This is a genomic window from Blautia sp. HA8986 (genome assembly GCF_056504635.1).
On the sequence record NZ_JBWLUQ010000004.1, the window covers coordinates 1 to 21,138 of the forward strand.

The window sequence follows — 21,138 nt, forward strand, 5'->3', positions numbered from 1 at the left end:
AATGACATACCGTATAAACACGTATATCGCTCTGATCACATGCACTGGAATCATGATGCTTCCAATCAATGCTCCAATAATGACACTTAATGTAGCCATCCCAAGTGTTGCTGTGGTATCCATTCCTCTCGGAATTAGAATCAACCGCATTTTATGTATTCCAAATGGAAGTCCGGCAATAAATACCCACCAGAACCAATCCGTCTGCCCACTGACCTTCATAATTGTTTTTGTCATCCAAAACCAGAATACCATAAATGCCAGTGGCAGAATTGATTTTTTAATTACATCTCCAATCGTCATTTCTTTCGTCCTCTTATCTAATCTGTTTATCTTCTGTACTTTAGAAAGATATGCCTGATATCTTTGCATCTGTCTATCATTATATCTTATTTGCTTTTCATATTCCACTTTATCATCCCCTTTGCTCTGTTTGTGCTTTCCACGAATCTAATAACTGGAAAATTATTTTTTCGATTTGCTCTTTCTTGTAATCTGGTGGAAAATATTTTTGCAGTTGCTTTTCTGAAAAACTGATTTTCTGATAATTCACTTTTGCTTCTCCTCTAAGAATTTTCTCTATATCTTCTCCAGTCAATTCTTTTTGCTGGCTAAGTTCTTTCAGTTTTTTTGCCTGAGATCCATTTGGCATTTTCTTTGTTGTTCCTATAAACGCCAGTAACAATGACTGCTCATTACTTTTCAAATAAGATAAATCAACTGCAACAGTAAATGGCAATTCATTTTTATCTACAAACTCCAGCAAGTAATTCGACAAGTAGGTCAAGCGTATATATCGTTTGATCGTACTCATTGTCTCTCCGACTTCTGTGCCAACCATCTCAGCTGCCCATCTTTTTTTCAACTTTGGTTCAACTTGGACCAAAGTTAAATCAGTCCGTTTACCCTGACGTTTCAATGCCTCATACTTCATGCGGTATGCAAATGCCTTCTCACTATATAGCAGATTTTCTCTTTGAATGTTGGAATCGACCATAACCACAGTTGCTTCATCATCAGACATATCTCTGATAATGACCGGCATTGTTTTCAGTCCTAATTCCCTGCAAGCATATTTTCTTCTGTGTCCCACAACTAATTCATAATCCTTTTCCCCTGAATTTGAAGGTCTTGCAATTCCTGGCACAAGAACTCCATATTCTGAAATACTTTCAATCATTTCCTCCATTTTATCATCCCTAAACACTTTAAACGGATGATTCTTGAATGTATCCAACTCGTCCAGCGGAATTTCTCGCACACACTCCTGCTCCTCTGACAATCCGAATAATGCATCTACCCCTTTGAATTTTATCTTTGAAGCACTACTTTCTTTCACTGCCATCACCAATCACCTCCTCTACCAATTTTTTATAAGCTTCGGCAACACGACCTTTCGGATCGTGTTTATAAATACTTACTCCCTCAGCACTCGTCTCTGCTGCCCTTATCGAAAACGGGATTGCAGTCTTGAAAATATTGATATATTCGCCATAATTATCATGAAGCAACTCTATAATCTCTTTTGAAAAATTCGTTCTTCGATCTACCATGGTAAGTAAGATTCCGTCAATCTGAAGCTTTCGATTTATCTGCTTTCTAACTTTATATATGGTCTGCATCAACTGTTCCAATCCTTTAACAGGAAGATAATGTGCCATAACCGGAATGATAACCGAATCAGCTGCTGCAAGAGCATTTACAGTAAGCATTCCTAGCGATGGCATATTATCAATCAGGATATAATCATATTCTGGCGAAATTGTCTTGATAAACTGTTTTAACACATATTCTCTGCTCATAACATTTACCAGACTAACTTCTACCCCAGACAGTTCAATATTTGCCGGAAGAATGTCCATTCCCTCTTCATGGTGAAGAATTCCATATCCTTTTGGTAATTCAAGACCATTCATTTCACAATGAAGAATTGTCGCTACTGTTATTTCTAATTCATCTGGATTCTGATATCCAAGACTTTCTGTTAAACTTCCCTGTGGATCAAAATCTATTGCCAGAACTTTATATCCTTTTTTTACCAATCCGATTCCTAAATTCACACAGGAAGTTGACTTTGCGACACCACCTTTTTGATTGACTATTGCTATAACTTTTGCCATCTCTATTTCCTCCCGATTCGTAATGTATGTTTTGAAACTGCTTTTTCTGCCTTTTTCTGATTTTCAGCCTGCAATGTTAAATCATGCGTCTTTATCAGCAATGCCTCAAATCTTTCTTTTTCTTCCTGCTGTTCGTGTACTGTCAAATTCGTTTCCACATTCGTTTTTTGTGAAACGCTCAACTTATTTCTAATATTATATGTGTCATATCTTCTTCTAATGCAATTCGCTTCTACACCGGACAGTGTAACCAGCTCTGACCAGGAAGACACTTTACATCTTCTTGCAATCGTTCCCCATGATGGTGTTTCTGGATTTCTACAAGCATCATATATTTTTGACGTTGCCGGTTGTATCCGTTCAAATTCGTTTTTAAATATTTCCAGAAAATCATATTGATCATCCACACACCTTGTTCGATGACGTCCAATCCTTACGTATTCCATCTCACCATAATAATCATTTAGAAATTCTCTGGCTGTTTTTCCAAAAAGCTTTTCAAAGACCATATGGCTTGGCAGCTCCTTATGGCTGTCACACTCTTTTATTTTCGGTGGTATACCATTATGAGATTCTGTCCATTCATCTAATGCTTCATATACACTGGCTGCATCCCATCTATCCAATGGCGTGGAAGAATATTTTTTTAGTGCCTGTATCACTTCCACAACTTCCTCCGTCTGTGGCAGACATTGCAGTAATTCGATTGCCTTGGGTATGGCTTTTCTTCTTGTCATAATTCTTGCCATAAAAAAACCTCCTTTGAATGGTCATCATCTCATTCAAGAAGGTTCCTATCAGAAACAATTCCGAATTGTTTTCAATATCTTATCTATACTGTTATTTCAACATAAGATATCGAAATGTACATCTGACAGCACTGTTTTTTTATCCAATGCCTTTATCAGAAATCCCTTATTTTAAGGCTTTTCCGGTCGTTTCCTTTATCTTACTCTATTGGGATAATGTATTATAGTGGAAATTTTGAAATTTCCTTTATCCAATAGGGTAATTATCTTGAATAAGATATATGAAATTTTACACGCAAGAAGATATATCCCCTTGCGATGTATTAACTATAGAAATGTAATTTACTGTAGTGTCAAAAGATCATTATACTCAATTTCAACATAATCATTCGATATTTTGATCTTTTTGATATATTCACGTACAGTCTTCTGTCTTTCATTAAAAGACATGAACTCCCAGCTGTCAGCAACACTTTTGAATGCTTTAGCTCTTGCTGTCATATCTTTAGCTCTGGTGTTCTTTAATGTGTACTGTTCTATCTGTGTATTCAGATTTTCCAGTTCTTTATTGATCTCACCAATCGTCTCCAACAGGACACTATTATTGGTATCGGATGCATATAAATTATACAGGGATTTCAGCTTACCTTCAAGAACTGATTTTCTCTGGTTCATAGCTTCAAATCCTTTTTGATTTTGCTGTTCTGATTTTTCCTCGATTACCTCATACTCCTTTGATAATTTCAGCATATCACTAACAACAACTTCTTCAACTTCAGCTGCATCCAATTTTCCATTCTGGCAATTTGGATTCTTAACCAGGTGCGGTTTACTATGGTCTAATGAGTAACAGTAAATCATCACTCTTCCACCGCTCCATTTTTGATAACGCATCTTTGCCCCACATAATCCACAATATATTAACCCAGTAAGTAAATACTGTGATTTATGAGAAGTTGCTCTCGTTCTTGTTTTTCGCAATTCCTGAACTTCATCAAACAGTTTTTTATCAACTATCGGCTCGTGAAGACCATCAACGATTTCCTTATTATATTTGAGCTTTCCAATGTATGTCACTCTGGATAACATATCGGACACTTGTTTGTCTCCTTTTAAATCGAACATCTTTGCCAGTGCATACGTGGAATAGCCTTCCTTATATAATTCAAAAATCTTTCTGACTGTTTCTGCATCTTTATTTGGCACAAGAACGTCATCACCGTTATTATAGTCATAACCAAATGGTGGTTTCGTCCCTCTCCATTTTCCGGTTTTGATTCTCTCTGTAATTCCCATCTGTGTACGTTCACGAATATTTTCACGTTCATACTGAGCAAATACAGATAAGATACCTACCATTGCTTTTCCATATGGTGTTGTTGTATCAAAGTTCTCATTTAAAGAAATAAATCCAACATCATTTGCTTCAAACACATCTTCCAAAAGATAAATCGTATCTTTCTGACTTCTGGACAAACGATCAAGTTTAACAACTACAACTGATTCCACTTTGCCCTCTTGAATTTCTTTAATAAGACGTTTCATCTCCGGTCGATTCAGATTGCTTCCTGAATAGCCACCGTCAATATACAGATCATAATTATCAATCTCCTGATAATTACAATACCTTTCAAGCTTCTCTGTCTGAGCACCTACTGAATATCCTTCTTCAAACTGAAAATTTGTAGAAACTCTGATATACAATCCTGTTTTTTTATTATTTGAGGTATTCTTTCCAATTCTTATGTTTCTCACCTCGCTCTTTCCTCCTCTCACGTATACTATACCATCCTTCCAGAAAAATTTCAACTTATTTTATTTGTCTAAGTATGTTATATGAAATTTCTTCTTTCAGCTGCATCGACTTTAATATTATCAACTGCTCCCATCTCTTTATTCATCTGATATAAGATCTGACGAACTACCGGGGAATCCAATTTGAATCTTTCTAAATCTTTATCTTCGATCACATTACCATTTGCATCATATCTTCTTACAATTTTTAATGCCATCGCAATCCCTCCCTTTATAAATCATATTCAATCGTCTCTAAAAAATCACCAGAACCGCTCGTCCTGTATTGTCATTCTTTTGTGTTATCTACACTTTATGACGTCGTTTTCTGTTGAATTGTCGAAAGCAGGAATATCATTTCTCACTTTCGTTCATTCCCATTTGAATCTGTACTGCTTTCAGTACCCGATCCAGGCTCCACTTGTTTACTCTTCCGCATTTCTCAATAATGCATTTTGTAGAAATGCTCATAACCTGTTCAGCCAATGCCAGGCTTCCTTTTCGGATTCCTGTCATATCGTATTTACTGATAAATACATGTGTTGGTAAATACCGCTTCTTATATATTCTTGATGTCAGCGGAACTACTGTAATGACTGAACTGTATGTATTGGCTTTGTTGTTACTTACTACGATCACCGGTCTTACTCCACCCTGAACCGAAGTTGTCGGGAACATACCGAGATCCGCCCATAAGATATCTCCTCTTCGAATCGTCACTTGTCATCTCTCCAATCTTTTTAATTTGTAAAGCATTCATAGCGCTATATTGGCTCCACAGGAATACGGCAGAGTTCCTTTCCAAGATGGAAAACTCTGCCGCATAACCTCTATAGCCAATTTGATTATTAAACAGTGCTCGCTCGATTCTATTTATCCTCGATACCCCGAATCGTTACTCCTGCATCTGCAGGAAGGGAATAATAACCTGTCCGGATGCTACACTCCGGACCACAACCCAAAAACTCTCGTTTCCAGGCTCTGGCAGTTCATAGGTTTACCAGTTACAGACTTCTCAGGGTCTGCAAGTGTATCGCATCTCACACATGTCATCGCATCACCAGCCTGCCGACTGGCTTTGGTCAGTGCTTTTTCGCAGTATTATTAGCTCAAAAAAGTTTCTTACGTCTTATAATCCTATAGCGGCATCTTCCTCGTGCTCACTGTATGAAATGTCACGTCAGTTATTATTGGATATTCAGTTTTCATGGTGCATTTTAGGGAGTCCTTAAAGCTCCTCTAATTACTAAAGTCAAATGACTTCGGCAGATGCAAAAAAATTTCCGAAATTTTTTAAAAAATTTTTTTCATATACATTTCACGCATTTTATTAAGGATCGTTTTCAGCTTGTAAGCTAATACCTGTCTGGAAATCCCCATAATCTCTGCCATCTGTGTCTGTGTCTTGTTTTCAAAGAAAATGCCGTAAATAATCATGCGTTCCTCGGTATTCAGCTGATCGATCACTTTATGAATATCCTGCTGTTCCATTTTCGTCAGTACACTGTGCTCCACGTCACAATTCAGATCCGGGTAATCTTCAATCATGAATCCTTCCCCATCAATGGACTGTCCACTGTAAGGTACCTCCCGCAGCATCTTATCCACGACTTCCCCCAGTTCGTTCTTAATCTCAACTTTTTTTGCCTTGCTACTTCTGTAAAAATTGTTCATCGCATACGCAACTTCTCTTGTAATCTCGATCATTTCTCCATCAATATTTGCGTAGTACTTTCCGTCATAAAAATATGGGTGTTCAATATACATATCCGTTCCTCCTGAATTTGAAATCTTGTTGCTCGTTTCAAATCCAGAAGGCGGACCTCTGTTTAGGATCATGCCTGCTCCGCCTTTATCCTGCCGGGACATACCCGCAGTTATTGGCTGAAAAATTCAGGCACAAAAAAAGCCCCAGTAGTTTTTTCTTAACTACTGAGGCTTTCGTCTCTTTCTTATATTCAGTTATCTATGCCCTCTTTCATCAGCATAATCATTGTATCAGGATAAAGTTCACAAAGTATCCGCAATACGTTCCCATAAGTTCATGCCATTATTAGAATCGTACATATTTCAGTGTAAAAAGTTCACCGTGTTATTCTTCTACTTCTTTTCCATCTATATATATTTGAAATTTATCAGGATTATTGACAACATCATAGTCCTTTCCATATTCTACAGGTCTGTATTCGGCTGTCATTACCGATTCCCCGTCTTCAATATCCTCTTTCCATAAATAGATGTTCATATCAAGGCTCGTCGCATATCCCCTGTCTGTAGAGAATTTTGTCGAATGAAAAGAATCATCCTTGTACATCTGCAAAAGTTCTCTTGCAAACGCTTCCCTATCCTCAATATTTTCCCGATTAGCGACCACAGTTAAATTTTCATCCCGATTTATGGAAAATGTTCCTACTACATCCGGTTCACCTCTCTTATGACCGGATTCAGTTTTCCCATAAATACTTCCTGCAGCAATTATCAAGATCACTGCTCCTGTTATCACTGCAATTATCTTTTTCTTCATATTTTCATTAATTTCCTTTTAATTGTTTTACTGCGTAATTGATTACTTCTTCCGGTGTGGGTCTGTCTCCTTTAAGTGTCATTTTCTTCCATTTTTCCTGCACAGCTGGATCAGGATTATCAAAGCCTGCATCTATGGCTATCTGCATTTCTCTTCGTACTTCTTCTGGTGTTGTGTTGTACTTTTCTGCAATCTTCTCATAAATAGTTTTCTCTCTCATTCATTTTCCTCCAATATAAAAAGAATTACATCTTGTTCTATGGAACTAATTTAGCATATTTCTATCGTCATGAAAAGACACTTTTCAACTTAAAGCTGGATAAAGGGGCAAAAAAAAGAAGAGCTACTTGCTCTTCTCAGTTTTGTCATATTATTCTTCCAATAATGTATGGATTACTTTGATAATTTTTTTCTGCTCTTTGATCGGAAGTTTTTCTATTTTCTCTGCCAGCTCATTGGTAACACCTGTAACTGAATGTGCCACAACATCAATCAAAAGAGTATCTGCAGAAACATCTAATGCATTTGCAATTGCAACAAAGGTATCCAATTTTGTAACTTTCAAGCCTCTCTCTATTACACTCACATGCGTCGGACTTAAATGTACTAATGCAGCCAGTTCCTCTTGCGTGAGATTTTTTGCTTCTCGTGCTGATTTGATTCGCTGTCCTACTGCTTTCAAATCCATCGTAACACCTCCTCCAGAACGAATAATCGTTCTGAATTTAGTATACTTGTGAATATCTTAAATATACAGAATCGCAAAACCAAGTTCTAATTCTATAGAACTATATTTCAAGATTTTCTTTGCATATTCGTAAAAAAGCGTTATGATAGAATCAGTTAAATCAAAGGAGGTATCAAATCATGAAATCGCATAAATACTGGTCCCTCGGAGCACTTTTCTGTATGTTGGGATGCATTTATTCTGGAATCAGAAAATCTATGACTGCACATAAATATTTTGCCTATTCTTCATTGCTTTGTATGGGCATGTCCATTTATTCCGGTCACAAACTGGTTTCTCCAAAGAAGAAAAAAATCACTGAATCAAATAATAGTGAGAATAGTTAAACAAAATTTTATATCTAATTTGCGATTATCCGCATAAACACTATACTTTCAAGCACTTTGAAGTATAGAAAATTATTTAATTTACCACGAATTTACCACAATTGAATGAGCCTTGATATGACAATAAAATAGCACTAAAAAGACACCCTTTACACCTGAGTGGTGTCTTTTGTTAAAAAGCAGTCAATCCTAAGACTAACTGCTTTGTGTGTATGGATATAAAGTTGTCAAACTGGGATTGTATGTTGGAAATTATTCTACATCAATCACATCATCTTCACCTATTTCTATGAAAGTGGTGCTACTATCTGTTGAAACGTTTTTAGATACTGACATATTAAATATTATCAAGAGGATATTCAATAGCACAATTACTAGGAATATAACCCCAGCAATTTTCCAAATTTTTTTGCTACGCCTATTCTTAATTGCCATCTGTTCACTGATTTTTGCAAGTTGTTCTGCGATGACATCATTATCATCTTCATCAGGTATTGTTCCTCCAAGCAATACAAATTAACATTATAGTTGCATTACTCTTATATTGATGTAAAACTTAATATTCTATTGTTCCCAATATCACATAGAACCGAATTTACTACCACTATCTCATTTAAAAATGAAAATATCTTCTATCGGTGCATTGAGAACCCGTGAAATATCAATCGCCAGTTTTAGAGATGGATTGTATTGTGCTTTTTCCAACCTCATAATTGTTTCTCTACGAACCCCGACTTTTTCTGCCAGTTGTTCTTGTGTTAAACCTTGTGCTACACGATATACCTTTAAGTTGCACATGAAATCTTCTACCATGACTTATTCTCCTTTTTCGTAGCGGTATAATAAATAGTTGCTAAGAAAAATGACTAAAGCATAGATAAGTGAAACAGAAATGAGCATAAAAATTGCACACCATTCCACATTACGAGAAAACATTCCTATTGCCATAAGCCAAATGACTATAAAGAGAAGTTTAAATCCTACTTTATAGGCGTTTATTTCTGCTTTTCTTTTATTTTCTAAAAAAAGTTCATCTTCTAAAGTGTGAGAAAGTTTTCCTTCAAAGAAAAAGCCGAAAAAGCCAAAAAATATAAAGAATACAAAAGGATATATTTTCCCATATTCAAAATAAGTCCAAAAACCGCTAAAACCTAGAAATCCAAATATTCCACACAGTCCCCAATATGAAGATACTGTTCTTGAATAGTTTTTGTCTTTAAAATTTTTAGAAAAGGCGTTTTTAAAGAAGATAACTGTTACATATAAGACATAAATAACTATCAAAGCACCGACTATCAACATTGGTATATCCTTTATGGAAAATACATAATTAGACATATCCATGTTTTTAACCCAGCGTGCGTCGTTAAATAATAAAGAGTAAATTATCCCTGCAATCAGTAATATTACACACCCTACTCCCATAAAGATAACTTGTTTCATTTGTTTTTTTGTCATAATCATCCCTCTTTTCAATGTGATGTTTTTGTATCTTTATAAGACAAATATATCACTTAATATAAATGGTGTCAACAAGAAAATGATACAAATACATCTCATATCGTTTTTATATAATTTAAACAAAAAACTGACCTTTATTCATCAAAAACGAAGTTGCTGGAGAGTATTTTTTTCTCCAGCAACACTTTCTTCATCTTTAAGCCATTGAAACACAATACTGTCCAATCAGCTTCGTCCAACTATTATATTTATTCTTTTCACACACCTTTCGGCAAATTTCATTTTCCATCAGTACACAGAACATCTTATCATAATCAAATGCCCAGACAGCACCATTCACATGGTTTTCCACTGCTTTCTGATCTATGTGCTTTAAGCGTGTGACCATTTTTTCAATTTCTCCATTTCCCAAGTTACCGATATTTTTACAGATAAACCGAAAGAAATTCAACGTTGCATATTCGTCATGCCAATGGAATTCTTCTGGATTGTTTTTAATTTTACTGGCTCGCTGCTGTTCTTTGATTATCTGATCAGCTACACCCTTCATCGAATCTTCGTATCTCATATTATTCACCTACTCTTCCTCAACGCCCAGTGATGGTTTAAATCTTTTATCTTTTGCCTGCGGTACCACTATCTCATAAAAATAAAATCCTAAATATCCAAGTGCCTGCTTCTTCATTTTATAAAAAGAAGTCCTGCCTACGCCTAACTCCTGCTGTACTTCCACATCTGTCTTATTATAATGACTGCAAAAGCAGGAATGAAGAATCTCACTGAGCATCACACCATTCGGTGCATAGAACTTTACCAGTGTCATTCCACGATAGATCATATCTGACAAGCCGTAAATAATCATCAGGTTATTCATTTCCCGGTGCATCTTTGGCACATTCAGCTGATTGTTATAAATGCTCAGATAACTCAACGCATATGCCATATCTTCATTGATTTTCTCCTGGCACTCCATATCCAATTCTTCTAACACAATCTGATTTTCCAAAATCAATTTCTGATAGCTTGTCATCAGTTCCTTGATATCTGTATAATGTCTCTCCATCGTTACTTCCAGATAATCCTGTGCATGGCTTGCCATCTGGAAGGTAATCTCTTTCATTGATTTAATTGCATAATCTCTGTCTGTCATCAGTTTCAAAATCTCCTTATCATCATCACACTAACTGGCGGTCTTTCAGACCAGTTCGCTTTCCCCATGATTTTGATGGGAAGCAATTACTTACTACAACTTGCAGAAGCGGATATCCAAAAGGCATTGTGGGAGCTGCCTTTGCTGACCGGAATCCATCTTCTTATGTAAAACCTACAGGAATATAAAGGGAAAGTGACTATCCCTGCCGGTTAATAATCCAAATAATATCGTCTATACCAATCTCTCCTTATGCTGTTTTTCTCTCCATAAACCATTTATCCACTTCATAAAACAAATGGCTTTCCTGTCCCTGTATCATACAGGTATACATCATTCCTACACCGCCTGCCTTTCTGCTGGCACATCGCTCAATTTTCAAAATTCTGTCAATGTTATATTTTCTTCCATCTTCCCAGGTGAAAAATATAGGAACCAGTTTTCCGTCTTTCCGAAACTCTGCCACTACATCTACATACACTTTATTCATACCGACACCTCACTATAAGATCTCTATTGCTCTTGGCGATGCCGGAATCCTTCGGATATATCCGTTTTGTTCCAACTGCTTAATTCTGGAAAAAGCAGATGACGTTGATCTTACTCCGATCAGTTTTCCAAATTCCCGAACTGTCGGCGGATATCCATGCTCCTTCGTATAATTCAAAATGCACTGATAGCTTTCTTCCTGTTTTCTGGTTAATGTCTGTTTCAAATCTATCCCTCCCATTATCCATGAAAATAACTGTGTGGATGAACTGTATGTGTACCAGCGTCCAAGTGGGATAAGACTTTATCCTGATACATAACTGCTCTCTGTATACTGAAATAACCAAACCGTCGTCTGATCTCATCTACAGTGCGATCCATCTTTTCCAATTTTTCCTGTTTCTCTTGATTACCAAAAAGTTCCAACTGGACGGGAATATCATCCAACACAAGATCTACTGCTCGAATACCAAGGCTTCTGATTGGATGCTCCCATTTATAATAATCCTTAAACAATTGAAATGCTGCTGTAACAATCTCATCTGTTATATTTGTTGGATGATGTAATTGTTTCTGCCTCGAAAAACGAAACAAGCCATTGTCTCGGACCGTAATTTCTATCGTTTTGCATTTAAAACCATGTTTTCTTAATCTTGCTGCAACGCTTTCTGCCAGTGCCATCTGAATGATCCAGACATCCAGATCATCTTCTAAATCTCTTGGAGTTGTGGTACTATTACCAATTGACTTCACCGGAGCTGTATACCCATCTTTGCAAACTGGATCATCGTCCCAGCCATTTGCAAATGACCATAACACAATTCCCATCTTTCCAAAATGGCTTTCTAACATTGCTTCATCACTTTCTGCAAGTTCCCCAATGGTTCGAATCCCCAGCTTCTGAAGTTTCTTCCGAGTCTGTCTTCCAACATAAAGCAGATCCGATGCAGGAAGCTGCCAAATCATACTTTTATAATTCTCCCGGTTAAACTCTGTAATCGCATCTGGCTTTTTGTAATCTGAACCAAGTTTCGCATAAATCTTATTCCAGGAAATTCCAATACTTACCGTTACACCCAGTTCGTATTTAATCCGATGGCTGATTTCTCTTGCAATCGTTATTCCGCTTCCTTTCAGATTTCTACTGGCTGATACATCCAGCCAGGCTTCATCAATCCCATATGGCTCGATCTTGTCCGTATACTCCGAATAGATTTCTCTTGCCATCTGTGAAAATCTCAAATACAAGTCCATCCGTGGTGGCACAAAAATGATTTCCGGACAAATCTGTTTTGCCTGCCATAATGCCATTCCGGTCTTTACACCTTTTCGCTTTGCAATATAATTTGCTGTCAGCACAATTCCATGTCTGGCTTCCGGATCACCGCCAACTGCAAGAGGCATTCCGGCAAATTCCGGGTGATGCAGCATTTCCACACTTGCATAAAATGAATTCATGTCGCTATGAAGAATTGTCCTGTCTCCCATTAACTCCACCACCTTCTCTCTGTTTGGTTTATTGTCTTATCAATTTCTGTATGCTTAGTATATATCTCCGTATTGGAGATAGTCAAGCGACATCTTGGTCGTATTATCTCCTTTTCGGAGATTTTTCTTGATTTTTGATTTTATTCGAGTTATAATGCATATAGAAAAATCAAAAAGAAATGAGGCGAACATATGCGTGCTTTCGGAGAAGTATTAGTAGAAAACAGAAAAAGGAAAGGCTACTCCCAGGCGGATCTGGTGGACTTACTTGCTCAGGAAGGAATTGAAGTTACTACGAAAGCAGTCTCCAAATGGGAGAATCTAACAAGAGAACCCTCCTTACACACAATCCTGACAGTTTGTCAGATTTTAGATATTGAAGATATATACGAAGAATTTTTAGGTGAAAATCCATTTGATCATGTCATGGAAAATTTGAATGAAGACGGCAAAGCTAAGATTATTGAATTTGCCAATCTTCTGCGGGCGTCCAGAAAGTATCTTCCGCATAGAGCCGATATCATTCCATTTGAAAATTATCAGCCGATTGCAGTAGAGCCAGCTTCTGCCGGTACTGGAAATTATATTGAAGACAGTGTAAAAGAAAGTTACAATGTCGGTCATCTCGCACCTGAAAAGACGGATTTTGGAATCCGTATATCTGGTGACAGTATGGAACCAATGTATCATACCGGAGATGTTGCATGGGTTCATAAACAAGACAGTATCTCCAACGGTGAAATCGGTATCTTCTATCTCAATGGCAATACCTATATCAAAGAGCTACATGACGGTCCGGATGGAGTTTATCTGGTTTCATTGAATGAAAAGTATCATCCAATCCAGATTTATGAATCTGATTCTTTTAAAATCTTTGGGAAAGTAATCGGAAAATGCAAAGGAGCAGAAATCCCTGGTTTTCATTAAAGATCAACTGCAGACTTCTAGCCTGCTCTTGCTGAAAATAATAAAGGAAGTGATAAAATGGCAATTAACAACACACTTAAAGATATCCGTGAAGAACGAAATCTCGTTCAGGCAGATCTTGCAAAAGCTGTCGGTTCTTGCAGTGATACCATCGGACGCATTGAGCGTGGTGAGCGAAATGCCTCTCTCGAAATTGCAATCCGTCTGGCACATTATCTGAAAATGCCAGTAGAAGAGATTTTTCAAATTGAAGACTGAACCGCAAATATCAGAAAACCGAGGACTGTTCCCCGGTTTTTCTTTTTCGCTAAACTATTTAGAGTCCTTTTACAAACTCAACTGCATTTTTTATATCTTTTCCATCTGGATGTCCTTTTGCTATACCACCCACCAGTTTAAATGGGCCAAATGTGTCATAGCCCTTGCATCCGAATTTTCCGATTGCTGTAGAATGCTTCTTGCCCAAAATCTGCTCTATGGATTTATAATTCGCACTTCCACCATAAGTACAGATCAGAAATACCCCTTTGTCGTCCGGTAGATTCTTCTCTGCAAATCCCAATATCGACTGATGAAATTTTGAAAAATAGATTCCTGATGCAAACCCAATCGTATCATAACTGCTCAGATCTGCATCTGGCTGTTTTACAGCATCAATCAAATCAACCTGACACTCTTCTGCAATGCTCTTTACTAATTTCTCTGTGTTTCCATGATGCACAGATGAATATACGATTACCTTTCTCATCATTCTTCCTTTCCTCTATTCCCATCAATCATATCATAGCTCATATCCAAAAAATCTAATGTCTTTGCTTCACTTACTGAACCATCCAGTAAAATTGTGATCCAGTGCTGTTTGTTCATATGGTATCCTGGCAAAAATCCAAAGGTCTGAATAATCATACTTGTCATTTCCGGATCACATTTTACATCCATAATATCGACAAATTCATTTCCTTCTAATCCTAGTTTGCATTTTTCAACGCTCATGACCACAGCATACCATTTTCCATTCTTATGTCGCAACACAGCATTATCTGGTGATTGTGCCCATAAATACTCCGGCATCGTACCATACTGTTTCTTCACATATTCAAAAATTTCTTCTTTCTTCACAATCTATTCAACTCCTGATTCTCCTGATATCCTGCCCATAATCATACCATATTTTCACTTCCCGTGCTACCTGCCAAATTCTTTTGCATTTTCCCGGTTCTCCTGACTTTAACTAATAGAGGGGTAAAACAGCAAGGACAGGAAGTGAGGATACACTTCCGGGAAATCCCAATTTAGGGTACCCTGCCCTAAATTGAAAAACGTTGAAAGCAACGATACTACTGTCCTCTCAGAAAGGAGAACCCACCAATGGCTGAAAGAAAGAGAAACAAAGAAATCCATTTTTATGTCACCGAAGAAGAAAGGAAGCTTATACGCAGGAAGATGATAGAATCAAAAACCAAAAACATGGGAGCTTATCTGCGTAAGATGGCAATCGACGGTTACATCGTCAACACCGATACCACCCCACTGAAGAAACAGTATGAGGAAATGCACAAGATTGGTGTAAATATCAACCAGATTGCAAAAAAGGTAAATACCACCGGAGATCTATATCCAGAAGAAATGCAAGAATTGAAAGAGATGGTGAAAGAATTATGGCGTATCTTAAAATCTTCCCCATTAAGGTAACTGACAAGAAAGCTCTGGACTATATTACAAATCCAGATAAGACAGATGAAAAACTGTTAGTTTCCAGTTTTGGCTGTTCCCCGGAAACTGCAGATCTTGAATTTTCTATGACAAGAGAAATGGCAAAAAAGAATGGAATGGATAAAGGCGATAACCTGGCATTTCATCTGATCCAATCATTTAAACCTGGAGAAGTTGATGCCGAAAATGCCCATCGCTTAGGTCAACAATTTGCTGACGAAGTGCTGAAAGGAAAATATGAGTACGTGATCAGCACACACGTTGACAAAAATCATATTCACAATCATATCATCTTCAACGCTGCAAGCTTTGTTGATCATCACAAGTATGTTTCCAATAAGCGGAGCTACCATAAACTCTGCAGAATCAGTAATCGTATCTGCCATGAAAATGGACTTGCCACCAGCATGCCAACCGGAGAAAAAGGTAAAAGCTATAAAGAGAACATGGAATATCATCGTGGCACCAGTTGGAAAGCCAAGCTACGTGTCGCAGTTGATAAATCAATCTGGACTTCCATCAACTATGAGGAATTTCTGCAAAAGATGCAGTTAGCCGGATATGAAGTCCGGCAGGGAAAGCACCTGTCCTTCCGTGCACCGGAGCAGAAGAACTTCACTTATATGAAATCTCTCGGAAGCTATTATTCCGAAGAAAATGTTCGCATCCGTCTGGCTAAAAATCGTAGCAAAGTAAAAACTCCAAGACATCTGTCCAGAGAAGCTCGCTTGTATATCAATATCTCCACTTATGTCACAACTGGAAATCGAGAGGGATTTGAACGATGGGCAAAGCTCAATAATCTAAAAGAGGCAGCCCGCACCTTCAACTATCTTTCCGAAAATAACTTGCTGAATTATGACGATTTCAGGCAGCATGTATCTGACATTGAAGCTTCTGTGAAAGTTGCCGACCAAAGAATAGCACAAATCAACAGTGAGCTGAGCACGCAGAAAGTCATTCAGAAACACTGCAATTCTTACCGGCTTTGTCGTAAAGTAATTGAAGATTGTAAATCTGCTAAAAATCCAAAAGCATACCGCACCAAACATCAGGCAGAATACCAGCTCCACGATTCACTAAAAAAAGAGCTTCAGGATCTCGGTATCACCAAAATCCCAAGCTCTAATAAAATCCAGAAGCGGATTGAAAATCTTGAATCTGAACAGGATGCTACTGTCCGGGAAAAACAGGAATTGCAGAAAAAGCAGAAAACCCTAGAGATCATTCAGCAAAATTTCACTGTACTGCTCGATGCTCCAGAGATCAGTTCAGACTTACTTCCGGCAAAAAAGGAACCTGTTTCTGTCACAAGAGAAAAATAAGATTGCACTGGCAACTCACTCATTTTCTTCCAAATCTTCCCAAGGTTTCAAATCCTTTTCCTCCCAGGTGACACCATACGGTGCACCTCCGGAGGTATAACCAGCAATACAGAAAAATCGGTCATCTTGCAAGATCTCTTCTTTGGTCAGATTATCTCTTGCTTCTTTTTTCCGTTTTGCTCGCCTCTGTTTCCTCTTTTGTTTCGCAACAGCTGCTTTTTCTTCCGGCGTTTTCCTATGTCCTTTTGCCATAAGTGTTTCTAGTGTAATTCCACTCTGAATGTCTTTTAGTATACGAGTTTCATACCCTGTTTCACGTTTCTCAACAATTCTATAGTATGATGAACATAAAAGATTCGGTGAATCAACATTGTACTAATACTTTTTTTCAACCGAAGTTTTCAATTTTTCAAAAGCTTCTTCACTGATTACATGTTCTATCCGACAGGCATCTCTTTCTGCAGTTTCCCGATCAACCCCGACAGCTACAAGCTGCTCCGTAAAGAACTGATGGCGTTCATAAATTTTCTCGGCAACCTCCCGCCCGGCATTAGTCAGATTGAGGTATCCATCTTCATCGACAGTCAGGAAACCGCCATTCTTTAACACACCTACTGCATGGCTGATGCTCGGTTTACTGAATCCCATGTGCCGGGCAAGATCAATGGATCGGACCATACCCTGCTTCTTTTGAAGAATCAGCACAGCCTCCAGATAATCCTCCCCGGACGCATGAATCTTCATCGGTTCCTCCTTTATGCAAGGCTCCAGCCGGAAGCCTTTTTACGGATATTTACAAAATCCTGATAAATCCCGGCTTTTGCCATAAGCTCGTCATGGGTTCCCTGTTCGCTGATCCGTCCATCAGAGATCACCAAAATCTGATCTGCCTGACGGATGGTATTCAGGCGATGTGCAATCACAAGTAATGTTTTACCCTTTACCAGCTCATTGATTGCCTCCTGGATATAGCTTTCATTATCGGTATCAACACTTGCAGTCGCTTCATCCAGAATGACAATCGGTGCGTCCTTCAAAATGCATCGGGCGATAGAGATTCTTTGCTTTTCGCCGCCGGACAGAGTAGCGCCGCCTTCACCGATGACTGTCTGGAATCCATCTGGCAGCGCCATGATAAAATCATAGCAGCGGGCTTTTTTTGCAGCCTCATAGACTTCTTCCTCGGTAGCGTCCGGTTTACCCATGCTGATATTGTTGTAAATGGTATCCTGGAACAAGTACACCCTCTGGAAAACCATGCTGATCTGTTCCATCAGTTCGGCGAGAGGTACATCCCGAATATCTGTACCACGGATTGTCACTTTGCCGGATTTCACATCCCACAGCCGCGCCAGAAGGTTCGCAATCGTGGATTTGCCACCGCCAGACGGTCCCACAAGTGCGGTCATGGTATTCTTCTGCATAGAGAAGCTGATGTTGTGCAGGACTTCCTTGTCCTGATAGGCGAAGCCCACATCGCTAAATTGTACTTCTGGCTGATCCGGCTGTGCCTGTGACAGAATATGTTGATTTCCGTTATCGGGAAGTTCGGGCTCGTCCAAAACAGCTTCAATGCGGTCTAATGCGGCATTCATCACGGTCAGTCGGGTTGCTTCTCCATAAAGAGCTTTCAGAGGTCCAAAGAGATCAAAGACAAACAGCAGCACGCCCAAAAGATAAGCCAGGGAGAGTACGCCTTCCTGATGTAAAAAAACGGATAAACCGAAGATAGCGGCAATACCCACGCCATAGAGAATGTTTAAGCCAGTGGTCCACGGTGTCATTTTCTGCTCAAACTTCGTATTGACATCCCTTGATTTTTTGAAGTTTTCCGTTAATTCGTCAGATTTTTCTCCGAGCAGATTGTAACTTTTGATAACCCCAATTCCTTCAGCAAAAGACAAGACCGCATCCGTCAAATTCTCGCTTTGGTTTTGACGCCCGACAGCCTCCTTGAAGGAAACCTTATTCATATATTTTGCAACCAGTGATGCCAGCAAGGTAATGATTACCGCAATCAGCCCAAGTCTCCAATCCAGTACGAACATAAAAACAGCTAAAACCAAAGTAGACAGCATATAGCTCATCATGTTGCCAATGGTACTCATAGAAACTTCCTCAATGAATACCATATCCGTACTGAGAACAGAGCTGATTTTTCCAATATTCCCCGATGTAAAGTAACCCATCGGCATTTTTCTTAAATGATTTCCCAACTCCATCCGTTTATCAGCAAAGATCATAAATCCAGCGGCACTTTGCAGACGGTCGCTCAAATAGTGAACCACTGTCTGAACCACTACAACAGCTAATAATCCAAGTCCGACAAACAGACAGGTCTTTCCAGTCAGCGTATTATCAGCAAACCCGGCCAAGACAATAAACGCCATGAAGATCGGCATTTTGGAGAGAATGGACTCGACAAATGCACATAGAAATGCAGCCTGAATACGGCTTTTATACCTCCCGGAGAGGTTCAGGATTCTTGAAATCAATGCAAACATTTATCTTCCCTCCTTTGCAGTAGATACTTTCCACTCGGCGCTGTCCTGAGCCGCTTTCCACAACTTTTGGTATTCTGGGCAAGCTTGAATCAGCTCCTGATGTTTTCCGGTTGCCACCATCTTTCCGTGATCCATAACGCATATTTGATCTGCGTTCATTATAGCGGGAAGTTTGTGAGCGATAACTACCAAGGTTTTTCCCTCCACCAGCTCCGCAATAGCAGCCTCCATTTTTTCCTCATTTTCTGGATCAGCATAGGCCGTAGCCTCGTCAAGCACTACAATCGGGGCATCCTTCAATATTGCCCGCGCCAGGGAAATTCGCTGGCGCTGCCCCCCGGAAAGCATTTTCCCCGCATCGCCCGCCATGGAGTGAATACCTTGCGGCAGCTTTTCCAGAAACTCCATACACCGGGCTTTCTTCGCCGCCTGCATTACTTCCTCATCGGTAGCATCCAAACGTCCAAGACGGATATTTTCCAGCAGGGAGGTGTTAAACAGGTACTGATCCTGAGCCACATAGGAAATGCGGCTGTTCAATGCCTCCAGGCTCATATCACAAAGTTTATGCCCGCCAATGGAAATGCTCCCTTTCTGCGGGTCATAGTAGTGGATCAACAGTTTTGCAAGGGTGCTCTTGCCAGAACCGGATTCACCAACTAGGGCAGTTTTTTGTCCTGCTTGTGCCACAAAGGTAATATCGTGGAGGACTTCGTTTTCCGCTATTATCGGTTTCCCATCTGGGCCAGGCTGTGTCGTCTGATACGCAAAGGAAACATGATCGTAAGAAATGTTAAAATCCTGTCCGTGGAAATCATCCTCAGCAGCTTGCAGCGGTGCCGTATTTAACATCTGTTCAAGTGCCGTGATCTTATAATTCAGATTCGGAATCGTCTCCATAAAGCCCAATGCTTTCAGGAGAGGAATCCCAATGCTGAGGGAAAGGCAGAGGACTAAAATCAAATCAGGTAAAGTGCTTATGCCACAGAGAACAAACCATGCCCCAAGAGGCAAAGTCAGAATAACAGTGCAGGGCAGTAGACTTCCGTATATCGCCATCCAGGGCCAGGCGGCCTTATACCATGCCAAGGTATAATCCCGATAGTCCGTTACATCCTTGCGGAAGTTCTCGTAAGATTCGCTCTCCCGGTTGAAAACCTTGACAACCTCCATACCATTGATGTACTCAATGATCGTGTTGTTCATTTTCTGTGCAGACTGATAGTAGGGACCCATGCGCTTCATTCCAACAGAGTACATAATGACCATGGAGAGCAGGCTGATCGGGATAGAGGCCAAAGACATAAGAGCCAGTTTCCAGTCCGCACAAAACATAGCAACATAAATCACCAGCGGGATCAGTAAATTTGCGATACCCTCTGGGACTGAATGAGCAAGGAGCAATTCCAAGCTGTCCACATCATCGACAAACAGCTTTTTGATTGTCCCTGTCCCTTTTTCCTCCACAATGCCAAGGGGAAGTTTCTCAAACTTCTTTTGCAGAGATACCCGCAGCCGCAACAATGTGTTATATGCTGCTTTATGAGAAATTGATAATCCCCATCCATAAAAAAACGCCTGCAAAACAAGACAGATCAAAACCCCTATAACACGCAATAAAACAAATTCTGTTTCAACAGAATCGCCCATAACCAATGGCGAAATGACCTGATAGGCCAGCACAAAAGGCAGGATACCCGTAAGAACGCTGACCAGTACGACAACCGTGGCCACATACATATTTTTCTTATATGGCCCTGCGTACTCAAAGATTTTTTTGAACATAAGCCCTCCTTATATTGAGCCGTACTGTCTGTGCT

The 21,138-nt window shown here is 39.2% G+C and carries 30 protein-coding genes; 5 read left to right on the forward strand and 25 right to left on the reverse strand.

What is annotated here, in order from left to right; translation table 11 throughout:
* The 11 genes from AC04Q4_RS17550 to AC04Q4_RS17600 all read right to left on the reverse strand — a co-directional run.
* Positions 1 to 411: DUF6050 family protein (locus AC04Q4_RS17550; protein ID WP_476389399.1), on the reverse strand; the 411-nt coding region annotated here is incomplete at its 3' end.
* 4 nt (positions 412 to 415) lie between these two features.
* Positions 416 to 1,345, reverse strand: a complete 930-nt coding sequence (locus AC04Q4_RS17555; RefSeq protein WP_476389400.1) for a ParB/RepB/Spo0J family partition protein — start codon at positions 1,343 to 1,345, stop codon at positions 416 to 418.
* Positions 1,326 to 2,120 (reverse strand): ParA family protein, encoded by a 795-nt coding sequence (locus tag AC04Q4_RS17560; RefSeq protein ID WP_464525957.1) that lies wholly within the window; start codon positions 2,118 to 2,120, stop codon positions 1,326 to 1,328. The genes AC04Q4_RS17555 and AC04Q4_RS17560 overlap by 20 nt, the downstream gene beginning before the upstream one ends.
* A gap of 2 nt (positions 2,121 to 2,122) precedes the next feature.
* Positions 2,123 to 2,869, reverse strand: a complete 747-nt coding sequence (locus AC04Q4_RS17565; protein ID WP_054752945.1) for a hypothetical protein — start codon at positions 2,867 to 2,869, stop codon at positions 2,123 to 2,125.
* Between the two features lie 342 nt (positions 2,870 to 3,211).
* Positions 3,212 to 4,678: a recombinase family protein gene (locus AC04Q4_RS17570; protein WP_476389401.1), complete on the reverse strand. Its 1,467-nt coding sequence runs from the start codon at positions 4,676 to 4,678 to the stop codon at positions 3,212 to 3,214.
* A 23-nt stretch (positions 4,679 to 4,701) separates the two neighbouring features.
* Positions 4,702 to 4,881, reverse strand: a complete 180-nt coding sequence (locus AC04Q4_RS17575) for a hypothetical protein (protein WP_008688169.1) — start codon at positions 4,879 to 4,881, stop codon at positions 4,702 to 4,704.
* Between the two features lie 136 nt (positions 4,882 to 5,017).
* The gene (locus tag AC04Q4_RS17580; protein ID WP_119233043.1) at positions 5,018 to 5,383 is read right to left on the reverse strand and encodes a type II toxin-antitoxin system PemK/MazF family toxin; all 366 of its coding nucleotides are present in this window, start codon (positions 5,381 to 5,383) and stop codon (positions 5,018 to 5,020) included.
* A 573-nt stretch (positions 5,384 to 5,956) separates the two neighbouring features.
* Entirely contained in the window at positions 5,957 to 6,430 is a 474-nt protein-coding gene (locus AC04Q4_RS17585) for a sigma factor-like helix-turn-helix DNA-binding protein (protein WP_476389402.1), read from the reverse strand.
* Positions 6,431 to 6,755: 325 nt separating this feature from the next.
* Entirely contained in the window at positions 6,756 to 7,187 is a 432-nt protein-coding gene (locus AC04Q4_RS17590) for a hypothetical protein (RefSeq protein ID WP_054335625.1), read from the reverse strand.
* 7 nt (positions 7,188 to 7,194) lie between these two features.
* Positions 7,195 to 7,407 (reverse strand): sporulation initiation factor Spo0A C-terminal domain-containing protein, encoded by a 213-nt coding sequence (locus AC04Q4_RS17595; RefSeq protein WP_054335624.1) that lies wholly within the window; start codon positions 7,405 to 7,407, stop codon positions 7,195 to 7,197.
* Between the two features lie 150 nt (positions 7,408 to 7,557).
* The gene (locus AC04Q4_RS17600) at positions 7,558 to 7,875 is read right to left on the reverse strand and encodes a helix-turn-helix domain-containing protein (RefSeq protein ID WP_054335623.1); all 318 of its coding nucleotides are present in this window, start codon (positions 7,873 to 7,875) and stop codon (positions 7,558 to 7,560) included.
* Positions 7,876 to 8,054: 179 nt separating this feature from the next.
* On the opposite strand from AC04Q4_RS17600, the gene AC04Q4_RS17605 reads away from it, so the two are divergent.
* Entirely contained in the window at positions 8,055 to 8,261 is a 207-nt protein-coding gene (locus tag AC04Q4_RS17605) for a DUF6219 family protein (protein WP_054752894.1), read from the forward strand.
* 252 nt (positions 8,262 to 8,513) lie between these two features.
* Here the strand turns inward: AC04Q4_RS17605 and AC04Q4_RS17610 are convergent, their stop codons facing one another.
* The 8 genes from AC04Q4_RS17610 to dinB form a co-directional block, all read right to left on the reverse strand.
* A complete protein-coding gene (locus AC04Q4_RS17610) occupies positions 8,514 to 8,771 on the reverse strand; it encodes a hypothetical protein (RefSeq protein WP_055157184.1) in 258 nt (85 codons plus the stop codon).
* Positions 8,772 to 8,870: 99 nt separating this feature from the next.
* Positions 8,871 to 9,074 (reverse strand): helix-turn-helix transcriptional regulator, encoded by a 204-nt coding sequence (locus tag AC04Q4_RS17615; protein ID WP_015527881.1) that lies wholly within the window; start codon positions 9,072 to 9,074, stop codon positions 8,871 to 8,873.
* Between the two features lie 3 nt (positions 9,075 to 9,077).
* Positions 9,078 to 9,719, reverse strand: a complete 642-nt coding sequence (locus AC04Q4_RS17620) for a DUF2178 domain-containing protein (RefSeq protein WP_476389403.1) — start codon at positions 9,717 to 9,719, stop codon at positions 9,078 to 9,080.
* Positions 9,720 to 9,918: 199 nt separating this feature from the next.
* A complete protein-coding gene (locus AC04Q4_RS17625; RefSeq protein ID WP_054335661.1) occupies positions 9,919 to 10,290 on the reverse strand; it encodes a hypothetical protein in 372 nt (123 codons plus the stop codon).
* Between the two features lie 9 nt (positions 10,291 to 10,299).
* Complete coding sequence (locus tag AC04Q4_RS17630) at positions 10,300 to 10,872, reverse strand: ArpU family phage packaging/lysis transcriptional regulator (protein WP_054335622.1); 573 nt, start codon at positions 10,870 to 10,872, stop codon at positions 10,300 to 10,302.
* A gap of 250 nt (positions 10,873 to 11,122) precedes the next feature.
* Positions 11,123 to 11,362 (reverse strand): hypothetical protein, encoded by a 240-nt coding sequence (locus AC04Q4_RS17635; protein WP_054335621.1) that lies wholly within the window; start codon positions 11,360 to 11,362, stop codon positions 11,123 to 11,125.
* Between the two features lie 12 nt (positions 11,363 to 11,374).
* Positions 11,375 to 11,587 carry a LexA family protein gene (locus tag AC04Q4_RS17640; protein ID WP_117457280.1) on the reverse strand — a complete coding sequence of 71 codons (213 nt, stop codon included), beginning with the start codon at positions 11,585 to 11,587 and terminating at the stop codon, positions 11,375 to 11,377.
* A 14-nt stretch (positions 11,588 to 11,601) separates the two neighbouring features.
* The gene (gene dinB / locus AC04Q4_RS17645) at positions 11,602 to 12,849 is read right to left on the reverse strand and encodes a DNA polymerase IV (RefSeq protein ID WP_138344134.1); all 1,248 of its coding nucleotides are present in this window, start codon (positions 12,847 to 12,849) and stop codon (positions 11,602 to 11,604) included.
* Positions 12,850 to 13,041: 192 nt separating this feature from the next.
* Here dinB and AC04Q4_RS17650 point away from each other — a divergent pair, with 192 nt between their 5' ends.
* Positions 13,042 to 13,776, forward strand: a complete 735-nt coding sequence (locus AC04Q4_RS17650) for an XRE family transcriptional regulator (RefSeq protein WP_117457278.1) — start codon at positions 13,042 to 13,044, stop codon at positions 13,774 to 13,776.
* Positions 13,777 to 13,833: 57 nt separating this feature from the next.
* Positions 13,834 to 14,034: a helix-turn-helix transcriptional regulator gene (locus AC04Q4_RS17655; protein ID WP_054335619.1), complete on the forward strand. Its 201-nt coding sequence runs from the start codon at positions 13,834 to 13,836 to the stop codon at positions 14,032 to 14,034.
* Between the two features lie 58 nt (positions 14,035 to 14,092).
* Here the strand turns inward: AC04Q4_RS17655 and AC04Q4_RS17660 are convergent, their stop codons facing one another.
* Together AC04Q4_RS17660 and AC04Q4_RS17665 are read right to left on the reverse strand one after the other, a co-directional pair.
* A complete protein-coding gene (locus tag AC04Q4_RS17660; protein ID WP_054335660.1) occupies positions 14,093 to 14,524 on the reverse strand; it encodes a flavodoxin family protein in 432 nt (143 codons plus the stop codon).
* Positions 14,524 to 14,895, reverse strand: coding sequence for an MmcQ/YjbR family DNA-binding protein (locus tag AC04Q4_RS17665; protein WP_054335618.1), 372 nt, complete (start codon positions 14,893 to 14,895; stop codon positions 14,524 to 14,526). The genes AC04Q4_RS17660 and AC04Q4_RS17665 overlap by 1 nt, the downstream gene beginning before the upstream one ends.
* A gap of 249 nt (positions 14,896 to 15,144) precedes the next feature.
* On the opposite strand from AC04Q4_RS17665, the gene AC04Q4_RS17670 reads away from it, so the two are divergent.
* Together AC04Q4_RS17670 and AC04Q4_RS17675 are read left to right on the forward strand one after the other, a co-directional pair.
* A complete protein-coding gene (locus tag AC04Q4_RS17670; protein ID WP_015528451.1) occupies positions 15,145 to 15,468 on the forward strand; it encodes a MobC family plasmid mobilization relaxosome protein in 324 nt (107 codons plus the stop codon).
* Positions 15,435 to 16,814 (forward strand): relaxase/mobilization nuclease domain-containing protein, encoded by a 1,380-nt coding sequence (locus AC04Q4_RS17675; protein WP_118721484.1) that lies wholly within the window; start codon positions 15,435 to 15,437, stop codon positions 16,812 to 16,814. The genes AC04Q4_RS17670 and AC04Q4_RS17675 overlap by 34 nt, the downstream gene beginning before the upstream one ends.
* A gap of 15 nt (positions 16,815 to 16,829) precedes the next feature.
* Here AC04Q4_RS17675 and AC04Q4_RS17680 read toward each other — a convergent pair whose 3' ends face one another.
* The 4 genes from AC04Q4_RS17680 to AC04Q4_RS17695 form a co-directional block, all read right to left on the reverse strand.
* Positions 16,830 to 17,066, reverse strand: coding sequence for a hypothetical protein (locus AC04Q4_RS17680; RefSeq protein ID WP_015528449.1), 237 nt, complete (start codon positions 17,064 to 17,066; stop codon positions 16,830 to 16,832).
* A gap of 123 nt (positions 17,067 to 17,189) precedes the next feature.
* A complete protein-coding gene (locus tag AC04Q4_RS17685; RefSeq protein WP_015528448.1) occupies positions 17,190 to 17,558 on the reverse strand; it encodes a metal-dependent transcriptional regulator in 369 nt (122 codons plus the stop codon).
* 11 nt (positions 17,559 to 17,569) lie between these two features.
* On the reverse strand, positions 17,570 to 19,318 hold the full coding sequence (locus AC04Q4_RS17690; protein WP_015528447.1) for an ABC transporter ATP-binding protein: 1,749 nt from the start codon (positions 19,316 to 19,318) through the stop codon (positions 17,570 to 17,572).
* Positions 19,319 to 21,103 carry an ABC transporter ATP-binding protein gene (locus tag AC04Q4_RS17695; RefSeq protein ID WP_138344132.1) on the reverse strand — a complete coding sequence of 595 codons (1,785 nt, stop codon included), beginning with the start codon at positions 21,101 to 21,103 and terminating at the stop codon, positions 19,319 to 19,321. It abuts the gene before it with no gap.
* Positions 21,104 to 21,138 lie beyond the last annotated feature (35 nt).